This window comes from Pantoea sp. E2023-21, from assembly GCF_051302795.1.
GTDB lineage: Bacteria > Pseudomonadota > Gammaproteobacteria > Enterobacterales > Enterobacteriaceae > Pantoea > Pantoea ludwigii_A.
This window is the reverse complement of record NZ_CP195346.1, coordinates 51,670-71,653: the sequence shown is the minus strand read 5'-3', so window position 1 is coordinate 71,653 and position 19,984 is coordinate 51,670. Positions and strand designations below refer to the sequence as shown.

26 protein-coding genes and 1 pseudogene are annotated in these 19,984 nt (G+C 54.7%); 23 read left to right on the top strand and 4 right to left on the bottom strand.

Features of this window, described 5'->3' with window-relative positions; all coding sequences use genetic code 11:
* Window positions 1–92 precede the first annotated feature (92 nt).
* A complete protein-coding gene (locus ACRQ84_RS23125; RefSeq protein ID WP_483818662.1) occupies window positions 93–863 on the top strand; it encodes a DUF3800 domain-containing protein in 771 nt (256 codons plus the stop codon).
* A 298-nt stretch (window positions 864–1,161) separates the two neighbouring features.
* Here the strand turns inward: ACRQ84_RS23125 and ACRQ84_RS23120 are convergent, their stop codons facing one another.
* Complete coding sequence (locus ACRQ84_RS23120) at window positions 1,162–1,668, bottom strand: hypothetical protein (RefSeq protein ID WP_483818661.1); 507 nt, start codon at window positions 1,666–1,668, stop codon at window positions 1,162–1,164.
* Window positions 1,669–1,902: 234 nt separating this feature from the next.
* Here ACRQ84_RS23120 and ACRQ84_RS23115 point away from each other — a divergent pair, with 234 nt between their 5' ends.
* Entirely contained in the window at window positions 1,903–2,637 is a 735-nt protein-coding gene (locus ACRQ84_RS23115) for a hypothetical protein (protein WP_483818660.1), read from the top strand.
* Between the two features lie 26 nt (window positions 2,638–2,663).
* Here the strand turns inward: ACRQ84_RS23115 and ACRQ84_RS23110 are convergent, their stop codons facing one another.
* Window positions 2,664–2,786 carry a hypothetical protein gene (locus tag ACRQ84_RS23110; protein WP_483818659.1) on the bottom strand — a complete coding sequence of 41 codons (123 nt, stop codon included), beginning with the start codon at window positions 2,784–2,786 and terminating at the stop codon, window positions 2,664–2,666.
* 1,595 nt (window positions 2,787–4,381) lie between these two features.
* Between ACRQ84_RS23110 and ACRQ84_RS23105 the strand changes: the two genes are divergently transcribed.
* From ACRQ84_RS23105 to ACRQ84_RS23080, 6 genes are all read left to right on the top strand, one after another.
* On the top strand, window positions 4,382–5,023 hold the full coding sequence (locus tag ACRQ84_RS23105; RefSeq protein WP_483818658.1) for a JAB domain-containing protein: 642 nt from the start codon (window positions 4,382–4,384) through the stop codon (window positions 5,021–5,023).
* 100 nt (window positions 5,024–5,123) lie between these two features.
* A complete protein-coding gene (locus ACRQ84_RS23100; protein ID WP_483818657.1) occupies window positions 5,124–5,570 on the top strand; it encodes a conjugation system SOS inhibitor PsiB family protein in 447 nt (148 codons plus the stop codon).
* On the top strand, window positions 5,567–6,319 hold the full coding sequence (locus ACRQ84_RS23095) for a plasmid SOS inhibition protein A (RefSeq protein ID WP_483818656.1): 753 nt from the start codon (window positions 5,567–5,569) through the stop codon (window positions 6,317–6,319). The genes ACRQ84_RS23100 and ACRQ84_RS23095 overlap by 4 nt, the downstream gene beginning before the upstream one ends.
* Window positions 6,320–6,372: 53 nt before the next feature.
* Window positions 6,373–6,717 carry a toxin gene (locus ACRQ84_RS23090; RefSeq protein WP_483818655.1) on the top strand — a complete coding sequence of 115 codons (345 nt, stop codon included), beginning with the start codon at window positions 6,373–6,375 and terminating at the stop codon, window positions 6,715–6,717.
* Window positions 6,710–7,024, top strand: coding sequence for a helix-turn-helix domain-containing protein (locus ACRQ84_RS23085; protein ID WP_483818654.1), 315 nt, complete (start codon window positions 6,710–6,712; stop codon window positions 7,022–7,024). The genes ACRQ84_RS23090 and ACRQ84_RS23085 overlap by 8 nt, the downstream gene beginning before the upstream one ends.
* 39 nt (window positions 7,025–7,063) lie before the next feature.
* Window positions 7,064–7,381, top strand: coding sequence for a HigA family addiction module antitoxin (locus ACRQ84_RS23080; protein ID WP_483818653.1), 318 nt, complete (start codon window positions 7,064–7,066; stop codon window positions 7,379–7,381).
* A 151-nt stretch (window positions 7,382–7,532) separates the two neighbouring features.
* On the opposite strand, the gene ACRQ84_RS23075 is transcribed toward ACRQ84_RS23080, so the two are convergent.
* Window positions 7,533–7,658, bottom strand: coding sequence for a hypothetical protein (locus ACRQ84_RS23075; protein ID WP_483818652.1), 126 nt, complete (start codon window positions 7,656–7,658; stop codon window positions 7,533–7,535).
* Window positions 7,659–8,216: 558 nt separating this feature from the next.
* On the opposite strand from ACRQ84_RS23075, the pseudogene ACRQ84_RS23070 reads away from it, so the two are divergent.
* The 6 genes and pseudogenes from ACRQ84_RS23070 to ACRQ84_RS23045 all read left to right on the top strand — a co-directional run.
* Window positions 8,217–8,468 (top strand): annotated as a pseudogene (locus ACRQ84_RS23070) (DUF905 family protein); the annotation flags it as partial.
* A gap of 248 nt (window positions 8,469–8,716) precedes the next feature.
* A complete protein-coding gene (locus ACRQ84_RS23065; RefSeq protein ID WP_045834345.1) occupies window positions 8,717–8,866 on the top strand; it encodes a hypothetical protein in 150 nt (49 codons plus the stop codon).
* Complete coding sequence (locus ACRQ84_RS23060) at window positions 8,863–9,435, top strand: hypothetical protein (RefSeq protein WP_483818651.1); 573 nt, start codon at window positions 8,863–8,865, stop codon at window positions 9,433–9,435. Before ACRQ84_RS23065 ends, ACRQ84_RS23060 begins: the two co-directional genes overlap by 4 nt.
* Before the next feature lie 87 nt (window positions 9,436–9,522).
* Complete coding sequence (locus ACRQ84_RS23055) at window positions 9,523–9,870, top strand: hypothetical protein (protein WP_483818650.1); 348 nt, start codon at window positions 9,523–9,525, stop codon at window positions 9,868–9,870.
* 11 nt (window positions 9,871–9,881) lie between these two features.
* Window positions 9,882–10,292, top strand: coding sequence for a hypothetical protein (locus tag ACRQ84_RS23050; RefSeq protein ID WP_483818649.1), 411 nt, complete (start codon window positions 9,882–9,884; stop codon window positions 10,290–10,292).
* A 109-nt stretch (window positions 10,293–10,401) separates the two neighbouring features.
* Window positions 10,402–10,749 (top strand): DUF5983 family protein, encoded by a 348-nt coding sequence (locus ACRQ84_RS23045; RefSeq protein ID WP_483818648.1) that lies wholly within the window; start codon window positions 10,402–10,404, stop codon window positions 10,747–10,749.
* 41 nt (window positions 10,750–10,790) lie between these two features.
* On the opposite strand, the gene ACRQ84_RS23040 is transcribed toward ACRQ84_RS23045, so the two are convergent.
* On the bottom strand, window positions 10,791–11,114 hold the full coding sequence (locus tag ACRQ84_RS23040) for a hypothetical protein (protein WP_483818647.1): 324 nt from the start codon (window positions 11,112–11,114) through the stop codon (window positions 10,791–10,793).
* Between the two features lie 243 nt (window positions 11,115–11,357).
* Here ACRQ84_RS23040 and mobA point away from each other — a divergent pair, with 243 nt between their 5' ends.
* From mobA to ACRQ84_RS22995, 9 genes are all read left to right on the top strand, one after another.
* On the top strand, window positions 11,358–11,699 hold the full coding sequence (mobA, locus tag ACRQ84_RS23035; RefSeq protein WP_483818646.1) for a plasmid mobilization protein MobA: 342 nt from the start codon (window positions 11,358–11,360) through the stop codon (window positions 11,697–11,699).
* Window positions 11,699–13,663 (top strand): TraI/MobA(P) family conjugative relaxase, encoded by a 1,965-nt coding sequence (gene traI / locus ACRQ84_RS23030; protein WP_483818645.1) that lies wholly within the window; start codon window positions 11,699–11,701, stop codon window positions 13,661–13,663. The genes mobA and traI overlap by 1 nt, the downstream gene beginning before the upstream one ends.
* A 110-nt stretch (window positions 13,664–13,773) precedes the next feature.
* Window positions 13,774–14,286 (top strand): hypothetical protein, encoded by a 513-nt coding sequence (locus tag ACRQ84_RS23025; protein ID WP_483818644.1) that lies wholly within the window; start codon window positions 13,774–13,776, stop codon window positions 14,284–14,286.
* A 227-nt stretch (window positions 14,287–14,513) separates the two neighbouring features.
* The gene (locus tag ACRQ84_RS23020) at window positions 14,514–14,720 is read left to right on the top strand and encodes a TraY domain-containing protein (RefSeq protein ID WP_483818643.1); all 207 of its coding nucleotides are present in this window, start codon (window positions 14,514–14,516) and stop codon (window positions 14,718–14,720) included.
* A gap of 743 nt (window positions 14,721–15,463) precedes the next feature.
* Window positions 15,464–15,847 (top strand): HNH endonuclease, encoded by a 384-nt coding sequence (locus tag ACRQ84_RS23015; protein ID WP_483818642.1) that lies wholly within the window; start codon window positions 15,464–15,466, stop codon window positions 15,845–15,847.
* A gap of 40 nt (window positions 15,848–15,887) precedes the next feature.
* Window positions 15,888–16,508, top strand: coding sequence for a hypothetical protein (locus tag ACRQ84_RS23010; protein ID WP_483818641.1), 621 nt, complete (start codon window positions 15,888–15,890; stop codon window positions 16,506–16,508).
* 339 nt (window positions 16,509–16,847) lie between these two features.
* Entirely contained in the window at window positions 16,848–17,885 is a 1,038-nt protein-coding gene (locus tag ACRQ84_RS23005) for a TcpQ domain-containing protein (protein ID WP_483818640.1), read from the top strand.
* Window positions 17,885–18,322, top strand: coding sequence for a type IV pilus biogenesis protein PilM (gene pilM / locus ACRQ84_RS23000; protein WP_483818639.1), 438 nt, complete (start codon window positions 17,885–17,887; stop codon window positions 18,320–18,322). The genes ACRQ84_RS23005 and pilM overlap by 1 nt, the downstream gene beginning before the upstream one ends.
* A gap of 26 nt (window positions 18,323–18,348) precedes the next feature.
* Window positions 18,349–19,983, top strand: coding sequence for a PilN family type IVB pilus formation outer membrane protein (locus ACRQ84_RS22995; protein WP_483818638.1), 1,635 nt, complete (start codon window positions 18,349–18,351; stop codon window positions 19,981–19,983).
* Window position 19,984 lies beyond the last annotated feature (1 nt).

Here is a 19,984-nt window from a genome sequence, read left to right as displayed (position 1 = left end):
AAATACCTGAATGATCCTGAGTAGACCTACAAACATTGTCTGTCGCTTGGGTTGAGCATAAAATACCCATTAAATTTTGAGTGGGTATTTGTATGGAATACGTGGCTTTTGGCGATGAGAGTGGTACGACAGGAAGTGACCGCTGTTATGGCATTGGTTTGCTATGTGTGCGTAAAGATACGTTGCACATCTTCAATGAGCGCGTCCAGAAGTTAAAAGATAAGTACGGGATTGTTGGTGAGTTGAAGTGGTCCAAGATTAAGAATAGTGCAGGGCAGGCAAACATCTGCATTGAGCTGCTTGCGATAGTGCTTAAGAACTCGTGCTGCTTCCACTCGATTGTTGTAGTTAAGAACATCTACAACAACTGGCAGACGGACAGGGAGCTGGCTTTTTACCAGACGTACACAATGCTCGTTAAGAACGTTGCTAAACACATCAGGAGTGACGTTGAGGTCATCATCGACCAGAAGATCGATAAGTACAAAAAGAATGATGAAGTGACAGGTATTGTTGCTAACAATATGCTGGCGAGGGCAGGGATGAAGAAGCTGGTTAAGTCTGTCACGATGCACGACTCTAAGCATCATCTTGGATTGCAGGTTGTCGACATTCTGACCGGAGCTGTAAACTCTGGGTACTTGAAGTATCTTAATCCTCGGCTGGAACTATCAGTGGCTAAGGAGCTTGCCTTTGAACGTATGGCTGCTCTGCTTGGGTGGGATTCATTCCATTACGATACATTCCCGAATAAGGATTTTAATATCTGGCATTTTCCACAAGAGATGCGAGCTATGCCGGGTTCAAAGAGTATTCGACCTGATTACAGCGTTCCATTAGTTAAGCGGGAAGAGCTGTCCTAACCTTGACTTCAAAAACAGATTGTTATGCATAGGCCGGCCAGATTTAAAGGATAGGTGTCAATCGACTCTGTAGTGGCGCACTAAATTTGGCCACCGGAACTAATATGTGAATATCCGCTTTTCGCTCATAGTGGACCTTACTTCTTCGTCCGCTTCGTGTCAGTAGCGAACGTTGATGGAGCACACCAAAGTACAACAAATATGTTTACCGAAGCCATTGCTATTCAGAATTACCTCATACTCATGCATTTTTCCCTGAACATTTGGCCCATCAGCGACCCGGCACTCCGGAGTTCGTTCATTTCATTATTGAAATTGAAGCCGCCTTCCGACGGGGGGCCCTGCGCTCGGCAGGAACCTTACTGGTACGTATCCCCGTAACCACAATATGCTGCAGAGTTACTTTTTCCATTACCTGTGCTTCATCTGGCAGAAGATATGGGAGCAAACCAAACACTTTATGTTCCAGATCTTTCTGTTCTTCTTTTATTTTTTCATCAGAAACCCGCTTTGCAGGCGTTTTCCCACCATACATCATATCAGATAGAGTCACTGTGTTGGGGTACCCCCTGTCAGCACGGAAAACAATCTCAGCTGCCAGAGAAGCGCTTTCCTCAAGCTTCGTACAATGCAGCTCAGTCGCACGCCGTCTGGCATCTGCAAGCCGATTATCCTCGGTTTCCTGCTTCTTTACGTCAAGCATGAAGAATGCAGACAAAACGTTACCTAACCCAGTAGCTATGGTTATCAATAAGGTAAATATTACTCCCTGAAGAAGCTTTTTCTTCGAAAATTCCTCAGTCATATTATGCATTCCTTTATCTGATTTGATTTATCGACTAAACAGTCCGCTCCTCGCTCTTAGCGAGCATAAATCTTACGTCAGTCCGCTTTGTGCCAAAAGCGGACATTGCTAACATTACGTTTTAATAATGAATAGGGCGCAGATCAATGCATATGGTTCGCCTGGATTACAGCAACGCTGTTAGGACATACCATCCAGTGTCCATGATAAAACAACGTATATAGGAAATATTAAATGTTCAAATTTAAGGCGTTATTGAACCTTCCAATGCAATTTTCACACTATGATGTAAGCCTGACCTTTGAAATTATTGCCTCTCTAAATGCGCAAACTGATGCCTCTATCGAAGCAAATATAAGTCAGTATCATACTGAAGGGCCTGAAGTTGAAGAGCATGAAATTTCAGCTGAAGATAATGCTTATCACATAGTTGAGTATTATATGGGACTTGATAGCGGCTCTGTTGATTTAGATGATATGTTCACATCGTACTATCCCAGCGTTACACGTCGCTCTGTCTTCTTGACGTTATATGGCATGCTTGAGCACGATTTCGAGAAGCTATGCAATGGCTTTGCAAGAATTCACAACGCTCCCGTCAAGTTGTCTGATCTCAAAGGTAGTGGTTTTGAGCGTTGTGATTTATATGCCAGAAAGATAATAGGCATGAAAACTTCAAATCATTACAGTTCTGTTAAGAAAGTAACTAAGTTGCGTAACGCTTGTGCACACAACGATGCGCGTTTCATCTCGAATGACAATAGGCGTATCCCTGAGATATTTGAGTTGATGGGCACTTTTTCAAATGAATTGGTTCAAGATGGTGAGCAGGTCAACTTTAAAGCTGGCTCTCTCCAGGCGATGACAGATATTTTAAAAAAATACTTCAACGACGTTCAGGAAGCTTTGACGGCACATAAAACACCTGACGCATTTACTGAATTCCGCAAACAGACACTTGGAAAATAAAAAAGCCGCCCAAGGGCGGCTTACTGTCACTTACTGTGGATCACGTTCACCGGAGCGTTAATGGTGGTATTGATATTAATACCCTCACCACCGCTATAGGCGTTAAGTAATGCCATCAGCAGTGATACAACAAGTGCGTTGTGTCTCATGCGTGGAGCCTTACGGTTTGACCAGTGGCGTTCGGCGCGCCGCGCAAGAGAATGAAAGCTTCTGCTTGTGCTTGGTCGGTTGATAGGACTAGCAAGGTACCGAAATGGCTGATAATCCACCTTGCTCTTAGCAACACGAGAGAGCATGCCATAACATCGCTCTAACTTTCATTGCCTTTCCCGATTGCTACTAAGTTGTGCGGAAAAAAACAGTGTTTCGATCCAAAATGTTAACATTTGCTCCCTTGCTTAAACCGGCTGAGTAAAATTTACTCACTTGCGCAAGTTGCAAACCATACGCCAAAACGTGATACTGGATTCGAAAGCTTCTGCTTGTGTTTGCTAGTGCAAATCAGCAGCGGCAAAAATTGCCTGATAACAATTTTTGCCTTTCTAGAGAAATGCCTGATAACGTTTCTCTGGATTCAATCAAACCGCCTCCGGGCGGTTTTTTTGTGTCTGTCTCACCCACTTCGCTTTTGATCAAATAAGCATGCCATAAAAAAAATGTAACATCTTGCCCTTTTCATCACTGCCGAGTGTTATTCGCTCGCATTAAAGCCATGCATGCCTCAATTTCGGAAGAAATGCAAATTAATCATTATATTATGATGATTACTAACTTGAGTGATTTATAAGGCCTCACGAAATTAATGCTTAAATATTGTTCTATTTGAAGGTTCAAAGCGGGCTGAATAATATCTTTCGATTGGAGGGGGTATATGGAAGAAATGAAATTCATGGTTATCCATCAGGCACAGGAGGCGATGCGCGGCTAGCTCCGGCAGGGCAGGGAAGCCCTGCGCCACATCCGGGCGCCGCTTCACATGCTGCTGAAAACATAAATAAAGCGTGACGGTAAAGGTATACGAGCCGTATGAAATCGGGAGTGCAGCTACATAAAGCATCTGAAATTAAAGAGTTTTAATGACGAGCTTACAGGGTGCCGGATAGCAAAGGATATTGCTCTAAATCGACATAATTTCATCACGGGCAGGCTCAGAAACTTCACAGAATCGGGTGCCGGCAGCCTCAGCCGGAGAGCGATCGCGAACGGCTTTAAAAAGAAAGATTCCCTTCAAAGTACATGGCCCCCCCTTCGGCTCCCCGGCAAGCCGGGTCGTCGAGCCCTATGTCGCTAAGCGGCAAGCCGCTAAGCGCCACCGAACCCCTGCGGGTTTCGTCCGCAGGCGGTTTCGGTCTGATGGCGAAGGTCAACGGCTGCAACCGGCTTGTGCCGGTGCGTTAACCGCCCCGGGAAAGTCTCGGGGCTTCAGGGCAGACCGCCGGGGCGGTCCCTGACGGCTTTTACGGCATTCCGGCCTGGTCTTTCGCGGAGGGCTTGTCGTAGCACAGTCATTCCCCCTCCCGCGTAGGTGCGCTGACGCCGTTCCTCGCCCGTTCGCACTCGCCGGAAAAGCTGGCTCGCTTGCGCTGCGGCCTCCGGGACGCCCACGCTCCGGGTGCCTGCCGGTGCTACTTGGCCCTTCGCCGCGAAAGGCCAGACCGGAAAGATAAAACCCGCGTCAGAGAAGGTCTTTTTCGGGTTCGCAGCGAGAGCTGCACTTACTCAGCCGGATTTAAGGAGCCATGCCATGCAAAACACACTCGTAAACGTCACCTCTGATGCGGTTCCCAGCCGCGAACAGGTTGAACTGATGACCAGCCATAACGATCAAAAAATTAACGACATTGCATCCGAATCTGTCGGGCCCCGAGTGGAAAACATCAGTGATAACGTTCGTTTTTTCTCACGACTTCAGATTCGTGATGCGCAGGGAAATTACGTGATGGCTACGGAGACTCAGATCCTTGAAGAAGCCATGCGCGCCATCGACCATCGCTACCCTACCGGAACCTTTTTTGCATCAGCAGAGGTCTCTGAGGCGTTTTTCAGAGCAAAACTTGCCGGCCGCGAGCGGGAAATTTTTGCTGTCGCTTTTCTGAATAACCAGCATCAGCTGCTTGCATATGAAGAGATGTTTCAGGGGTCTGTTTCAAGCGTCGAGATTCACCCACGGGAGGTCGTGTACAGGGCGCTGCAGCTTAACGCGGCTGCGGTTGTCGTGAGTCACAATCACCCTTCTTTTGCTAAAGAGCCTTCCCGGGCTGACATTGCGATAACCGGACGTTTGAAAAAGGCACTTGAGCTGGTCGCTGTGCGGATTATTGACCATATCGTCGTTGCAGGGAACGAGACAGTTTCACTGGCAGGACTGGGACACCTCAACGGGTAGAGGGATGCGACAACCTGACTGGCAGGGATGAACCTGCCAGATACCGCGCCGGCCCGATAAACGGGCCGGGAAACTGAACCCCGAGACAGAGCAGAACATCATGACCCAGGAAGAAAAATTCACGCTTAACACCCTGCAGGCCTTCACCGGCTGCGATTTTGAAGCCTACCGCAACCGGGGCGAAGCGTTTCGCCAGCGCCTGAGCGGTGCCGTGCTGAACGCGCTGCAGCTGCCGGACAGCTGGCGCACAGACTGCGAGATGCGCGGCGAGTGGGGCGGAGCCTATCCCGTACACCTGCGTCTGACCCGCGCCGATGCCGCCGGGCTTGCCGTCGAGCTGGTCAGCCCGTCGGCCGATTCGCCGCAGTGGTGCGCGGTGCTGACGGATGCGCGCACAAGGTCGCGCGTCCCGCTGAGCGTCAGCTATCGCTTTGAAGCTGCAACGCTTCGCACCCGGCTTGAAAAAATCGCAGAGTACACGCGGGCGGGCTTCACCGGCGCCGGTGAGCTGGTCGCCGCGCTTCGTCTGGGAGGGCACGCCGCATGATCCCTAAATCACATTCACTGGTCACTCTCTTGCCGGAACGTCAGGCCGCGCTGCAGGCCATCGCGGTAGTTGAGCACGCGCAGCAGCGGGGGACGAGGCTGGCCCGCCATCCTTATGCCGCCGCGTTTATGAAGCAGCTGAGCGGCAGGAGCCGCGTCAGCATTCAGGCACTGAACCGTATAAGGGGTATTTACCTGCGCCCGCGCGAAAAACGTGCGCCGCTGCCGGAGTGGGAAGGCGCACTGGATATTTTCCTCAGCACGGCGGGCGAGGTGTGCCCGCTGCCGCTGCCGGGCGAGTTGGGCACTACACTGTTTCCGGAGGCCGTTTTCCGCCGGGCCGAGCGCGCAAAACACGCCGTTGAAAAGACCGTTAACCAAGCCGCACGGCGTGACCTGCAGGCAGCGGACTACCGGGAGCGCCAGCTGGAGAACCGCATCCGGCAGGCTGAAACCGAGCTGGCATTTTGCACGCCGGAGACGCTACGCGTCTGGTTCGCTGCCTGGTGTGACAGCGTGCCGGATAACGACCTAAAGAACATGATCGCCGCGTGGGCGCGGCGCTTTCCGTCACTGAATGGTCTGGAGATCCTGCAACCATATGCCGGAGATGTTGCCTGTGAAGTGGCAGGAGAAATTCACCTGCGATCGTTGCACATGGACAGCGAACAGAAGGATATGAACCGCTGGCTGGTACCAAACAAGCTGACGGCCCATGCTGAGACTTTACTCTTAGATGATAAGGATTGAACTATCCCCAACTTGAGGATAAACTATCCTTAAGTTGGGGATAGGAACTAACCATGCACGCGCTATTTATTGAGCTTTCCACTTTCCAGAAATACAGGGCTGACTACCTGAACGATGATCAGTTCAGGCTGTTTCAGAACATGCTGCTGTCCGACCCGGAAAAAGGTGATGTGATTCCGGATACTGGCGGCCTGCGAAAGGTCCGTTTCCGGGATGAGCGACGAAACAAAGGCAGCCGGGGCGGGATCAGGGTTATCTATTACTGGACCAATGAAAAAGGCCAGTTCATCCTGTTCACCATCTACGACAAAGATCAGCGTGACGATCTGACTAAACAGCAGCGCGACGCCCTGGCGGAGGCGCTGAACGTAATTAAAAAGGGGCTGAGACATGATTGAACGCGACATTTTCAGTGAGCTGATGACGGGTATGCAGGAGCTGAAAGATCACCAGGATGGAAAAATCACGCTCAAGACTTACAAGGTCAGCAAGCGCGCGCCCGTCACCATCGCGCCGCAGGAGCTGCGCAACGTGCGCGAAAAACTTAACCTGTCACAGGCGGTTTTCGCACATTATCTGCACACGGGCGAGTCCACCTATCAGAACTGGGAACAGGGCAGGGCTAAGCCTAACGCTCAGGCCGTACTGCTGATCCGCATGGTGCAGCAGAACCCCGAAACCCTGCAAACGCTGGCGCAGCTTTAAGGAGCATACCGCTGCACTTTTACCGCGAGGAGATGCCTGATGACGATGTTCACTCCCCCGCATCCGGGCGGCCTGATCACCGAATACATCGAAGATAATCACATAGGGCTGCGCGCGTTGGCGAAGGCGCTGGGCGTCTCCGCCGCTGCGCTGAGTAAGGTTGCCAGCGGTAAGGCGTCGGTCAGCCCGGAAATGGCGGTGCGACTTGAGGCGGGGCTGGGTATTGCGGCGCGCCTCTGGTTATCCATGCAGGCCGCCTGCGACCTGCACAAAGCGCGTGCCACCACAGACGTTTCCGGCGTGCACCTGCACCCGGGCGTGCTGGCTGCTTCCGCACAGGATCGGCCCGGCAAGTAACCCTGCGAAAGATAATCTTACACCGCGCCGCCTGGCGCGGTTTTGTTTTGTGCTTTTTGCCAGCCCGGAATGGCAACACCGCCGCCCTGCGGGCCGGGAAAACCGGTGCTGGCGCACCGGTCCTCTCCGCCCGGATGCGTATGGCCATAATCTACTGACCCGGTTCAGCTTCTGTTTTTCTCCAGTCAGTTCTGACTTCCCGCCGCATAAAAATATGCTTAAACAGCAACAGCAACAGCAACAGCAACAGCAACAGCAACAGCAACAGCAACAACATGGCCCCCTTCGGCTCCCCGGCAAGCCGGGTCGTCGAGCCCTACTGCGCTAACCGGCAAAGCCGGAAAGCTCCGCCGGAACGCGAAGGGCCGCGCTCCGTGCCTGGCGGCTAGGGTCTGATGGCTGAGGTCAACGGCTGCTGCCGGCTTCGCCGTCGCTTTCACCGTCCCGGCAAACCCCCGCCGGAACTTTAAGGCCAGCCCGCGGGGCAGGCTGAAAGATCCCTTCTGACGCTTCCCTGCGTTCCGGCCAGCCCGCGGGGCAGGCTGAAAGATCCCTTCTGACGCTTCCCTGCGTTCCGGCCAGCCCTTGCGCGGAGGGCTGGTCGTAGCACCGCCGGTTCAGGCAGAAAGGGGTTAAATGCACTCCGGCAAAAACTTTTTGCGGAAGGGCTACAAAAACTTTTTTCCTCCGCCCCTTTATGCCCTCTCTTCGTCGTTGCTCCTTTGCCCTTTGCCGCGAAAGGCCAGACCGGAAAGAAGAAACCCGCGTCAGAGAAGGGCTTTTCGGGCACCGAGCGGCGGTCAGCCGGATCATTAAATTCAGACAGGAGCACATCATGACTTCAACCCAGACGGGCACCACCACCGAAATGCGCTGCGTAGCAGCGCTGGGCGACGGCGCATTTTCGCGCGAGCAAGCCACTCACGTCACGGCCGCTTTCAGCAACGTTTTCATTGAAGACGATCAGGGCAGCCACTTTCGCCTGGTCGTGCGTGAGCCGTCAGGCGCGCTTATATGGCGCTCGTTTGGTTTTGAACATGATGCGGGCTACTGGCTGCGCAGGTACATCAACAGCCGGGGCGTGCGTCATTCCCTTAAGGAACAGCTGACGGCGCTGACCGACCTGAATGACGTCCCGATGACGCTCACTCGCGCTGGCGCACTTCGGACTTCAGGGGGAAAAAGCATTCCTGAAGGCGAGCCATTGGCTGACCGCAGAGCTGGAGCAGGGCAGTAACGCACAGGCGTAAAAAAAGCAGGGTAGCCCCTGCTTAATTCACGGCGGCCAGTCCCACCTGGCTGCCCTATCAAAGACCAGACTCTCAGGAGAGCAATATGATTTTTGACCCTCAAATCCTCGCACAGGCAACGGCATTTGTAAAAGCGTTCAATAGCGGACGTGGCGTGCGCGTACCGAAAATGACCTTTAACCAGTGGCCGCACTTCATGCGCGCCGTACGTCAGCAGCTGGAGGTGCAGGCATGAGCATCGCAACGCCCCTGATTTTACCTTTCGCGCTGACACCCGTGACGCAGAACGACATCATCCGCGTGCTGGGCGAATATACCTTTATCCGCCTCGATAACGGCGACGAAGCGTTTTATCACCACGGCTTCTGGATCACCGGCGCAGACGCGAGCTGCGGTGAGCCTTCCGTATTAGGGCTGGCGCAGAGCATGGCGCGCGCGGGGTGTAAGTCCCTGCGCTGCGTCGAGCTGCCTGTCCCGGATGATAAGGAGTGGAGCTGGGACGACGTGGTGACGCAGCTGCTACGCGCGTCATTTACGCGTCAGGTGCGCGGCGAGCTGACCGTAACGGTAAGCGAAAATACCCGATATGGTCGCGGCGTGCACGTCTGCTCCGATCCGCTGCTGAGCGGAATGGACAATAACCTCTGGTTTCCGCTGAACGCGGCAGAAGACTGGCACGCAGGCATTGAGCGTGTGCTGACCATGAACGGCGTAGCGGAGAACGTTGTGCGGCTGGAGTCACTGCGTGACGGTCCCGAATACACCGATTTTAAGGTGACTTATAACCGGAAAGTCTGCGCCTGATGCGCAGAGGGGCCGGAGAAAAACCGGCCTCATGACGTTGTTTTTCCGTCCCGTTCTGAGCGTCACAGCATTACAGAGGTCTTCACAATGAAATCCGTATCTATCAACTCACTTACCGCTTCACCTTCTGAAGAGACATTCACCATCCTTGATTTACAGGCGCTGTCACAGCGTGCGGAAGCTTCTGAAGAGGTGAACGATAACGCCCGCCGCATCAGCTTGGCTGCATCCGCACTATTGGGTTTCGCGGAGCAGACGGGAATCGGCAACAGTACCGAACCCGCAGAAACCGCCGTCACCGATCTTCTGACAGACATTATGCACCTGTGCGCGCACTGCTGGCCGGTTGATGGTGCCATCACATTTATGAGCGTGCTCAACACCGCCCGGATGCACTTCGATGCGGAATCCGATGAACATGCACAGTGGGACTGAATGAAATGAAAATGACCATTACTGATATTACGGAAGGCATGAACAGTTCGCACGAAGGCTATGCCGACCTGGTTGCTGATTCTGTTTCCTTCAGCCTCGGCCGCCCGCTCACGAATGAGGAATACACGCAAATCTATAGCATCACTGAACGCGCCATTTCAGATGCGGTTCAGCTGCTCGAAAACAGCGAAACTGAGGATGATAAACCGCTCACGCAGGAACAGTTCAGCGACCTTGCCGACTACCTCTACCGCTGCGGAGAGTTCACCGGTCCGGGCGGTATTCAGGGGAATGATTTTGAGACACTTACCGTCATTGATGAGCCCATCGATGAACCGGAAGGGCGTAAAATTTACCTGCGTGATCGCTATCCGTACGCGGTCTGTGATTTCGACATCGGCTTCACGATCCTGCGCTCATGAAAAGAAAAACAGCATTGCCGTGAGTGGGTGAAAAACGAGCCTGCTCACGGAACAAAGCGAAATTAAAATTACACAATATCGGGAGCCGTCATTTAGACGGTATGCACAAATGACTTCATTAAATGATATTAAAAGCCAGCCAAATGAACTGGAAATCTGTCGCTGCGCGGTTATCAGTAATGCTCACATGACGCAGGGTGATTCTGAGATTCTGGATTCACTGTCGCCCAGGCTGAGCGGTGAAGAGGGTGCCTGTCACTGGATACATCCAACGCGATACGGATTTCTGATCCGCCTGTCAGCAAGTTCGGGCGCGATTGAGGAACTCAGAAGGGCAGGGCTGTCTGATGACTTCTGTCACGTTGTCACCTTTCTGTCTGAAAAGTGCCAGGCTTCGATGATTCACTTCGACGCTGATGCTAAACTTCTTGAAGGATTCAGCGTCCACAACTGGTAAAAATAATTTCGGCAGGCACGCATTAAACCTGCCGGACATTTTCATGATGCAGGCTGGGTATCCTGCGGCGTGGCTTTCTGCTGCACTGCCTCAACCTTACGAGGAGAGCGCTTTTTCTTTCCACTTCCCTCGTTCACCACCGCAGAAATCGCCTTCTCACTGAAACGGAATTCCATGGCATCCAGCGCCGACTTGATATCCGAAACCGTGTAACCCTTCTCTTTCGCCAGCACCAGAATGGTGTCCTTAAGATTTTCCAGCGCAGCCTCTCTGGTGATGCGCTGCGGCGTCAAATCCGGGAGATTTTCCAGTTTCCTGCGAGCCTCATTCAGCTGCTCCTGAGTGAAAACATTACGTACCGCCATCTCATTTATTCCTTCACAATGGTAAATACAAGATTTTGCTGGATTTCTTCCACTATTTCCACCCCCATCACCTCACATGACGCTGGTTTACTTCTGAGCAGCTAAGTGGCAAAATACTAACAGTCAATTAAAAACTGGGACAGGAAATGTTTTGTGACCACCGCCAGCACGCTGGCAGTGATTCCCAAAACGACCTGCTCAGGGCTCCGCCCCGAGACCCGGGTAATGTGCCAAGGTTGAGTTATGTCGAAAAGCGAAAAGCGTCAGAGGGAAAAACTGGTCAAGTGCCGCTGCACAGAGGTGGAGTACGAGGCCATCAACAAAAAAGCCGTCGCCGCCGGGCTGACGACTTCTGAGTACCTGCGCCGTACGGCACTTAATCGCCGTATTACCGTGCGAACCGACATTCGCATGATGAACGAGCTGCTGCGTCTGGGCGGCCTGCAGAAACACCTGTACACCCAGATGCAGGCGAATATGACCACCGAGCTGAGCCACCAGTTTTCCGAGGTACTGACCAGCATCAAACACGCCATTAACGCGCTGGACATAACTCCAGTGCCAGTCGAGGAAATGAAAGACTGATGAACGTGATCATCCCGCCAAAGCGTCGCGACAGGAAGACCAGCTTCAAAAAGCTGGTCAACTACGTGAGCACGCGCGAGGAAAAGAAACCGGGTGAAGTCGTCACGCACGAAGCGGGACATACCACCGGTACTGAATACGTCGCTACGCCGGGATTTAGTCAGCTCGTTGATTACGTCGGCCGTAAGCGCACAACACCTGTTACCGAGATCGTCAGCATTTCACCGGAGGGCATTCAGCGCGTGCTCTCCGGTGAAGTGCTGTGTGAAACCAACTGCTTTTCACTGGATACCGCCGCGTCAGAAATGAACCTGACGGCCTCACAAAACCGCCACTGCAAAGATGCGGTTTATCACTTTATTCTGTCCTGGCAGGGCGAAGAAGAGCCGTCACCCGATGCAGTATTCCGTTCCGTGCGGTACAGCCTCAAACAGCTGGGCATGGAAGAACATCAGTACGTGGCCGCCATCCATCGCGACACGGATAATATCCACTGTCACGTGTCGGCTAACCGTGTTCATCCGTCGACGTTTCGTGCGCAGAACATGTGGAACGACGCCGACGAGCTGCAGAAATGCTGCCGCGTACTGGAGCGCGAATTCGGTTTTAAAGTTGATAACGGCAGCTGGCATATGGATGCGTATGGTGATCTTCACCGTACCCGTCGCGACATGCCCTCAGCTCCGCGCGGTGCAGCTAAGCGCGAAATCTTTTCCGATAAAGAAAGCCTTCACGGCTATGCCGTCCGTGAAATCCGTCAGACTCTTTCTGACGTGATTGCTCAGGACAATATGAGCTGGGATCGCCTGTATAATATTCTCTATACCCGCGGGCTGGGACTGCGCGAGCAGAACGGAGGCCTTGCCGTTTACGATTTGATGAATCCGGAAGGCGCCAGTGTTAAAGCCTCAGATGTTCATCCGGACATCAGCCTGACCTCAATGGTCAGTCAGCACGGAAAATATCATCCAGCCCCTCCCGTTTATAATCCTGACCGTCCTGAAGACGGCATGCTGGACATGCAGAACTGTTACATGCCGCAACTGCACGTGCGCGATCAGGAAGCACGCCGCGAGCGTCGTGAAGCCCGCGCCATTGCGCGCGACATTCTTCGTGCCCGCTATGATGCCTACCGCAGCGGCTGGGAGAAACCTGACCTGCGTGCGGGTGAGCGGTTCCGCCAGATTGCGTCACACTGTGTGGTCGCTAAAGCACGCGTTCGCGATACTGTCAGGGATCCACTGATGCGTAAACTGATGTACCGCGTTGCTGAGTTTGAAAAAATGAAGGCGATGGCCGAACTGCGCCTGCAACTGCGTGAGGAACGTCAGACTCTCAAAGTGACCGGAGAAAGCCGTCCGCTGAGCTGGAAGTCATGGGTTGAACGTGAAGCGGTGAAAGGTGACGTTGCTGCACTCAGTCAGATGCGTGGCTGGGCTTACCGAGAAAAACGCAATGCGAAACAGCGCGGTGCTCAAAATCATTCTCCTGATGCTGTGGTTTATTTTGGCCCGGGTGATGATGCTCCGCTTCTTCGTAACCCGACACATGATGTCAGTCTCAGCAAAGACGGATGTGTGGAATACAAACGCAACGGAATTATCGAGGTTGCTGATTATGGTGACAGGGTAGAAGTGTATCCACGAAATGATGCCGATCAGGAAACCTGGTGGCTTGCCGCTGCAGTCACCGCACGTCGTTCAGGCGATAATGCAGTGATCAATGGTGAGCAAACATCGGTGACCCGCCTGCTGGACAGCGGCGCGGTACTGAATGCTAATAATGCAGTCCACCGGTTCAGCGTGGGCAATAAAGCCCAGCAGGATCGAATTGACGTTACCGAGGCGTGGTTCCGTGAGAAGTACCGCAACCATGCTGCGGAGATGGAGTCAGTGCCTCGTTACGATACAAATGAGCCGGAGAGCGTTCCTGCTCGTGTTATCAAAGATTTACCACGACCATGAGGAGATTAACAGAAGAGACATAAGCCAAACGGAATTACTTAGTCGCTGATTGCACAGGGTTAGAGGCCTGTACAACCAGCTAACCATAACAACCTGTCTTGGAGGCTGCCATGGCTGCCGTGGATCCTATTGTATTTAATCCTGTACGCAAGCTTTTTCCCGCTTTAACTGTTAAGCAAGTTACAAATTCCTGCTTCTATTCCCTAGGAGCTAACTATTCAGAAACTGCGTTTTTGCAAGAACTGAGTCCAACTGCAGTTAGAAGGTCACTAGAACTAACACAAAAAAACCTTAAAACACCGACTTTGCCTCTCGTAAAGAATGTTTTTTGGTCTCAATTCGTTTTGCGTCAAGTTGTGCTCAAGTATCACTTATCCGATGTCGGCGAACCATGTGCGTTTATGTGCCTTTCGCACCTTTTTCCGAAGTTATCAAGTGATGAGATTGTTTGCTGCGTTCTGTTATCAGGAGGACATTCGCGAGAACATCTAATGAATATCTTAAAAAGACCTCTCGACTCAATTAATAACTTAATTGCTAATGCCATAGCCAGGCTTGAAGCGGGTAGCGAGTTTTTATTAAAGGTCCTTGTTACTAGTTACTTAGTTATAGATTTGAGTTAATTTTCCGATGAAGCGAGAGGTTTAAAAATTTAAGGTGTGCAGAAAAAAATCTTAAGATCTCCTTCGATATTACATTGCTGATTTTAAAAGGAAAAAAATCAATTTTATGGCTCTCAATCCACTGGTTCTTTATACAGTGGATTTGAGGCCCCTTTCAAAATTAGGACCAATCCTATTTAATGGCGACCACTTACTTAATGCTTACAGAACGCATACACGGAGTTGACATGGCAGCCCCCAAAAACCACAAAGGCATCGCAATCATGCTGTACATGTCTACGGAGTTGAACGAAAAGCTTTCCGCTTCGGCCAAGAATTCCGGTCGCTCGAAAGTCACAGAAGCGCTGTTCCGTTTAGAAGATCACCTTAATTTATTCGAGTCGATTGCCACACCAGGGCAACGCTTTCCTGCCGGAACCGGCAGCAAAGACTAAAAGATTATCTGAGCCAGCACATTAATTGCTGGCACTCATTTCTGATGAATTATGCGCATCCGCGCAGGGCTTCTTTTTGCCCGAAAACCGCCTCCGCTCTTTAACAATGTGCCCGAAACCCTGATCTCAAGGTCCTCTCTTGCCGGCATGCTGTGATGGTGCGCGGAAGACGTCCGGAGGCTATGTCATGGCCAGAATCACATCAGGGGAACCCACAGCTATACGGGGCAGGTTATAAACGACTGAGGCAGGCATTTCAGGTCGCTTATTTCGCTGACGGGCACAACTCAAAGTCGGAATTGTGGGTAGGACGTTTATATCCCTGCGGATCAGTTCGATACATCTTTACTGTCGCCTGCGGGATTCGCGGTGCCGGTTTAAGGAAATTAATTCTCCGGATTGTATTAGCGCTGCGCATGCGCGCAGCTGCGAACGGGTTGTTTACCAGTTTCCTGTGTTTATCCCTGCGAATCAGTTCGATGTAACCAGTTCGACCGATGTCTATAAGACATCAGGCCCCGGTGCGTTCCACCGGGCACAACCTGTATCTGGTGATGATTAGTCTAGCGTATCCACGCAGTCGCGAACGGGTTTCCCTGCCGTAATACACCACATAACGCAAAGATGACGCAGAGCAGTCTGTGCTGACCCACTCACGCTGAGTGGGTCAGCCCGGAAAGTCTTTTAATCGTTTTATTTAAATGGATGCCCGGGGACGCGGGCGTATTTCATGGGGTGAAATCATGCATCTTTCAAAATCAAAACGCGAAGCGCTGCGGCGGCAGTTTAACGGCTGCTGCGCCTTCTGCGGCAGTAAGCTGCCTGCCCGCGAATGGCATGCAGAATTTATTGGCGAGGAATATGTCCAGGGTGGCATTGCGGCAGTGTGCACGGAATGCCGCTCTGCTAAGGGCAATGCCTCTCCGGAAGCTTTTCGCGCACTGCTGGCTGAACAGGTGGAGCGTGCTCAGCGCCACAGCGCTAATTTTCGCATGGCTCTTCGTTTCGGGCTCTGTCACGTCAAAGCCGAACCCGTTGTGTTCTGGTTTGAGCACTGCGAGTCATCCCCTGCCGTTTCATCCGCTCCGACTCTGATCACATCGCAGAACACCGCATCCGCCGCCTGACGGCGGGTCTTATTCTCCCGACTTTGCATGGATATCCATTATGAACCGTTCCTTTCTGGGGCGTGCCGCGCTGACGTTTGCTTTGATAGCGGGCGTGGCCGGCTCAGCGCTGTCTTCCGATGCCGGTGGTGACTTCGGCGCCGCTTATGATCAGGTACTCGACCGTTTTGAAATCACCGCGCTGATATATAAGCCCGCACACCCTGACGCCATGAGCACCATTATCAGCGACATGCACTTAACGCCCCAGGGCGATGGAGATGGTGGGAGCGTTCAGTACATTCTGGATGCCACAGGCAGAGCGGATGTCATGAACGTTCTGCAGAAATATGGTGAGGTCCGACGTCAGATGCGCGCGCGAGGGCCTCTGGGCAATGATGGCAGAGCGGGAGCGTTTTCTGAGTCGCCCGGGAAACAGTTCAGCGCCAGTCTTAAGGTTCGTTTTATTCCTTCCGTCAGGCAACTTCCACCCGCGTTGATCGTAGATTACTCGCTTAAAGCCAGCCCTAAACGCCCGGTATCAGATGGAGCGGCAAGCGACGACATTACCCGACAGCGTTATGCCAGCGGGGGAAGCGTGCTGCTGCCTGATAAAGGCGCCCTCATGAGCGTCAGTGAGACTGGTAGCGGATTCCTTATCTGGATTATCAGCGCCAACTGACCCGGAGGCCGGAAGCACGCCGGGCAGAACCTGAATACTTCTCTTCACAACGCAAAGCGCACTCGCCCTGACCGGTCAGTGCGCTTTTCGTTGTGGCGGACCTGCGGCCAGCGCACGCGGTCAGACTGACATCGTCTTATTGCTTATTAATTCGATGTGACAAGTCTAAGTTATGCCGCTCTGGCGTCTGTCAGTCTGGCCAGAGCACCGGGAGGCACCCGGCGCCACAACATCCTTTCTGACCGGCAGGTTACCGCCTGCCTTCCCGCACGGTTTTTGCCGGTCCGGCTCCGGCCGCCGCAGAGACGGTGCAGCCCTGAGTTATCCGGAGTTCTCTCTATGTCATTTACCGAACGGGCAGGGCTGATACCGGTCCTGCTGCTGACAGGCTGCGCGCAGCCTGCGGTTTACACCGGGCCGCCTTCCGGGAGCGTGGTCGACAGCATTCTCTCGCGCAGCGCGGCCGACATCAGCGCCATGCAGTACCGGGTGCACCAGACCGGGCCCTCGGCTCAGCGTCCGATTTCACCCGCAGCGAAACCCGTCAGACCTCTGGCGCCGGGTCTCACCGGCGCCTCCGCGCTGACGGTTAAGCCCGCGTCTTCCCCTCCGGCCTCCGCGCCGGGCACCGGACCGGCCGACGGCTTTATCCGGCAGGATGGTGCGGCCCCCACGCTGCGCGCAGCCCTGCGCAAAATCGTGCCGCCCGGGCAGACCGTGGCGTTCGATAAGGCTGTCTCCGCCGACGCGCCGGAGCTGTGGCGCTGGACCGGGAACGATCGCTGGCAGTACGTCGCCGACAAGATGCTGGCACCGCACGGCCTGAAGGCCACCCTGAACGACAAGACCCGGACGGTGACCGTCGAACCGGCGCAGCGCGCGCAGAGCGCACCGGCGTCCGGCAAGAGCGTATCGCCGCCGGTACCACCCGCTGCGCCCGTGAAGGTGACGGCTGCCGGCGCGGCGAAAGTACCGCCGCAGGCTGCCGGCCGTAACCCGTTCCGTGGCGATAAGGGTGCCGCCCCAGCCTCAGCCCCGCCCGCCGGACCGGAACCCCGCATCCCCGCCGCGCCGGCGATTACGCCTGCCGCCGTTCAGCTGCGGCACTGGCGCATCGAGACGGGCAGCACCGTGAAGGACTGGCTCTACACGCAGGCCGCCGCGGAGACCTGCGCCGTACCGGGCATCAAAAACTGGACCATCGCCTGGCTCACGCCGACCAACTACCGGGTGGATGCACCGCTGAACTTTGACGGCAGCTTCCGCGAGATGCTTAACCGGCTCTTTACCCTGTACGGCACGGCGAAGGTGCCGCTTTACGCCGGCGTGCGCGCCGCGCAGTGCGTGGTGAGCGTGGACGATAAGGAGGTGCAGTAATGTTTATGTACTGGCTGCTGGCGCTGTTTCTGGGGGCGCTTCTGGCCGGGCTCACGCCTGACCAGCGTGCCGTTCAGCAGGCGGGGCAGCTGCAGGACCAGACGCTGAGCCTGCAGGCCGCGCAGATGGTGCGCTACATGAACCGCATCAACGACTGGCGGTACAGCAACCCCGCGGCGAACAACGTCAGCGTGACGGACGCACAGCTGCCCGGCTGGAATAGCGTCGCCGGCCTGAACAACCTCATCTCCGGCGGCCGGACGTTTGTCTGGCGCACCGGTCAGCCCGGGCTGATGTCCGCGCTGCTCACGCAGACGCACCGGTCCGCGCTTGCCGGGCGGGTGGCCTCCCGTCGCCTGCTCGATAGCACCGGTGCCGACTTGCAGATCACCGTTCCCGCCGCCGTCCCCGACGGCAGCGTGGTGTGGGTCAACTGATTCTCTCTTCCTGACAGGATACCGTAATGAAAATACCTCACCGGCTGACCGCGGCGGCGATGCTCTGCCTGCTGGCCAGCAGCTGCAGCACGCTGGACCGCGTCGGCGCCACGGAAAAACGCGCAGATGCTGCCGAAGCGCAGGCCGCCGAACACAAACGCGCGCTCGACAGAGGTCAGGTCGTGCGCGACCTGACCTCGCAGTGGATCAATCCAGTGCCGATTAACGGCGTGGCAGGGCTGCGCCCGGCGCTGCCTCCCTGCTCGATAAAGATTAACCGCCCCGGCAACGTGTCGCTCGCTTATATCAGTGCGTTTATTACCGACCAGTGCCGCATTCCTGTGGTTATTACCCCGGATGCGCAGGCCATGCTGGCCGGCAGTACCGGAGGCGGCGGTGTAACCCAGAAAATGAGCGGTTCACTGCCGCCTCCGGACGCCAGCGGGATGGTGCCGCTTGCTGCGATGGGGCAGACCAGCAACCAGCCTGCAGCTGTTCCACAGGGCGCCGGCGTCCTGCACGGCGTTACGTGGAACGGTGAACTCGGCGGTTTTCTGGATTACGTCAGCGCACGCAGCGGGCTTTCCTCAAAATATGAGTACGGGCACATCGCCATTTTCTGGCTCGATACACGCAACTTCGCCATTAACTTCATGGACAGCGACGCGAGCTTCGTATCGAAAACGGTGAGCGGCACCACGACCTCCACCGGGACCAGCGGCGGCAGCGGCGGGGGTAACACCGGCGACAACAGCACCAGCCAGACCACCACTGCGACCATCAAGTCCAACATCTTTAAGGACGTGGAAAACACGGTGAAGTCGATGCTGACGCCGGGTTCCGGACGCCTGAACCTCTCCGCCGGCGTGCTGACGGTCACCGACACGCCGCGCGTGCTGGACGCCATCGGGCGCTACATTGACGACCGCAATCGCGAGCTGAACCGCCAGGTAATGATTTCGGTGAAGGTCTTCAGCGTGGAGAACCGGCACCAGAACCAGCTGGGCATCGACTGGAACGCGGTGCTGAACACCGGCAGCGTAGGCCTGTCCCTGACCAGCCCGTTTACGGGCGCGGCCTCCGACGCGCTGAGCGGCGGCGTGGCCATCCTCGACGGCAAAGGGGAGGGCACGCAGACGTTTCTGAAGGCGCTGGACGAGCAGGCGAAGCTCAGCGTGGTGACCTCCGCCTCGGCGCTGACCACCAACCTGTCCGCCGTGCCCGTGCAGAACGCCATCCAGCAGGACTATGTGCCGAACATCAGCACCAGCCAGACGGCGAACGTCGGCACCAGTACCTCCATCACCACGGCAACCATCACCACCGGCTTTAACATGACGGCGCTGCCGCTGCTGTTCCCGAACTCGCCGAAGATGCAGCTGGAGTTCTCCATCAGCATGTCGGATGACCCGACGTTCACGGCCTTCACCTCCGGCGGACAGAACGCCCAGCTGGCGAAGACCACCCCGAAAACTATCGTCCAGCGCGTGATCATGCAGTCCGGCCAGACGCTGGTGCTGAGCGGTTACGAGCAGCTGAGCGATTCGGCCAACCGTCAGGGCACCGGCAGCTACAACTTCTTTGGCTTGGGCGGCGGCGCGCGCGGTGACGACAGCCGCCGCATGTTTATCATCCTCGTGACGCCCGTGGTGCTGGGTTAAG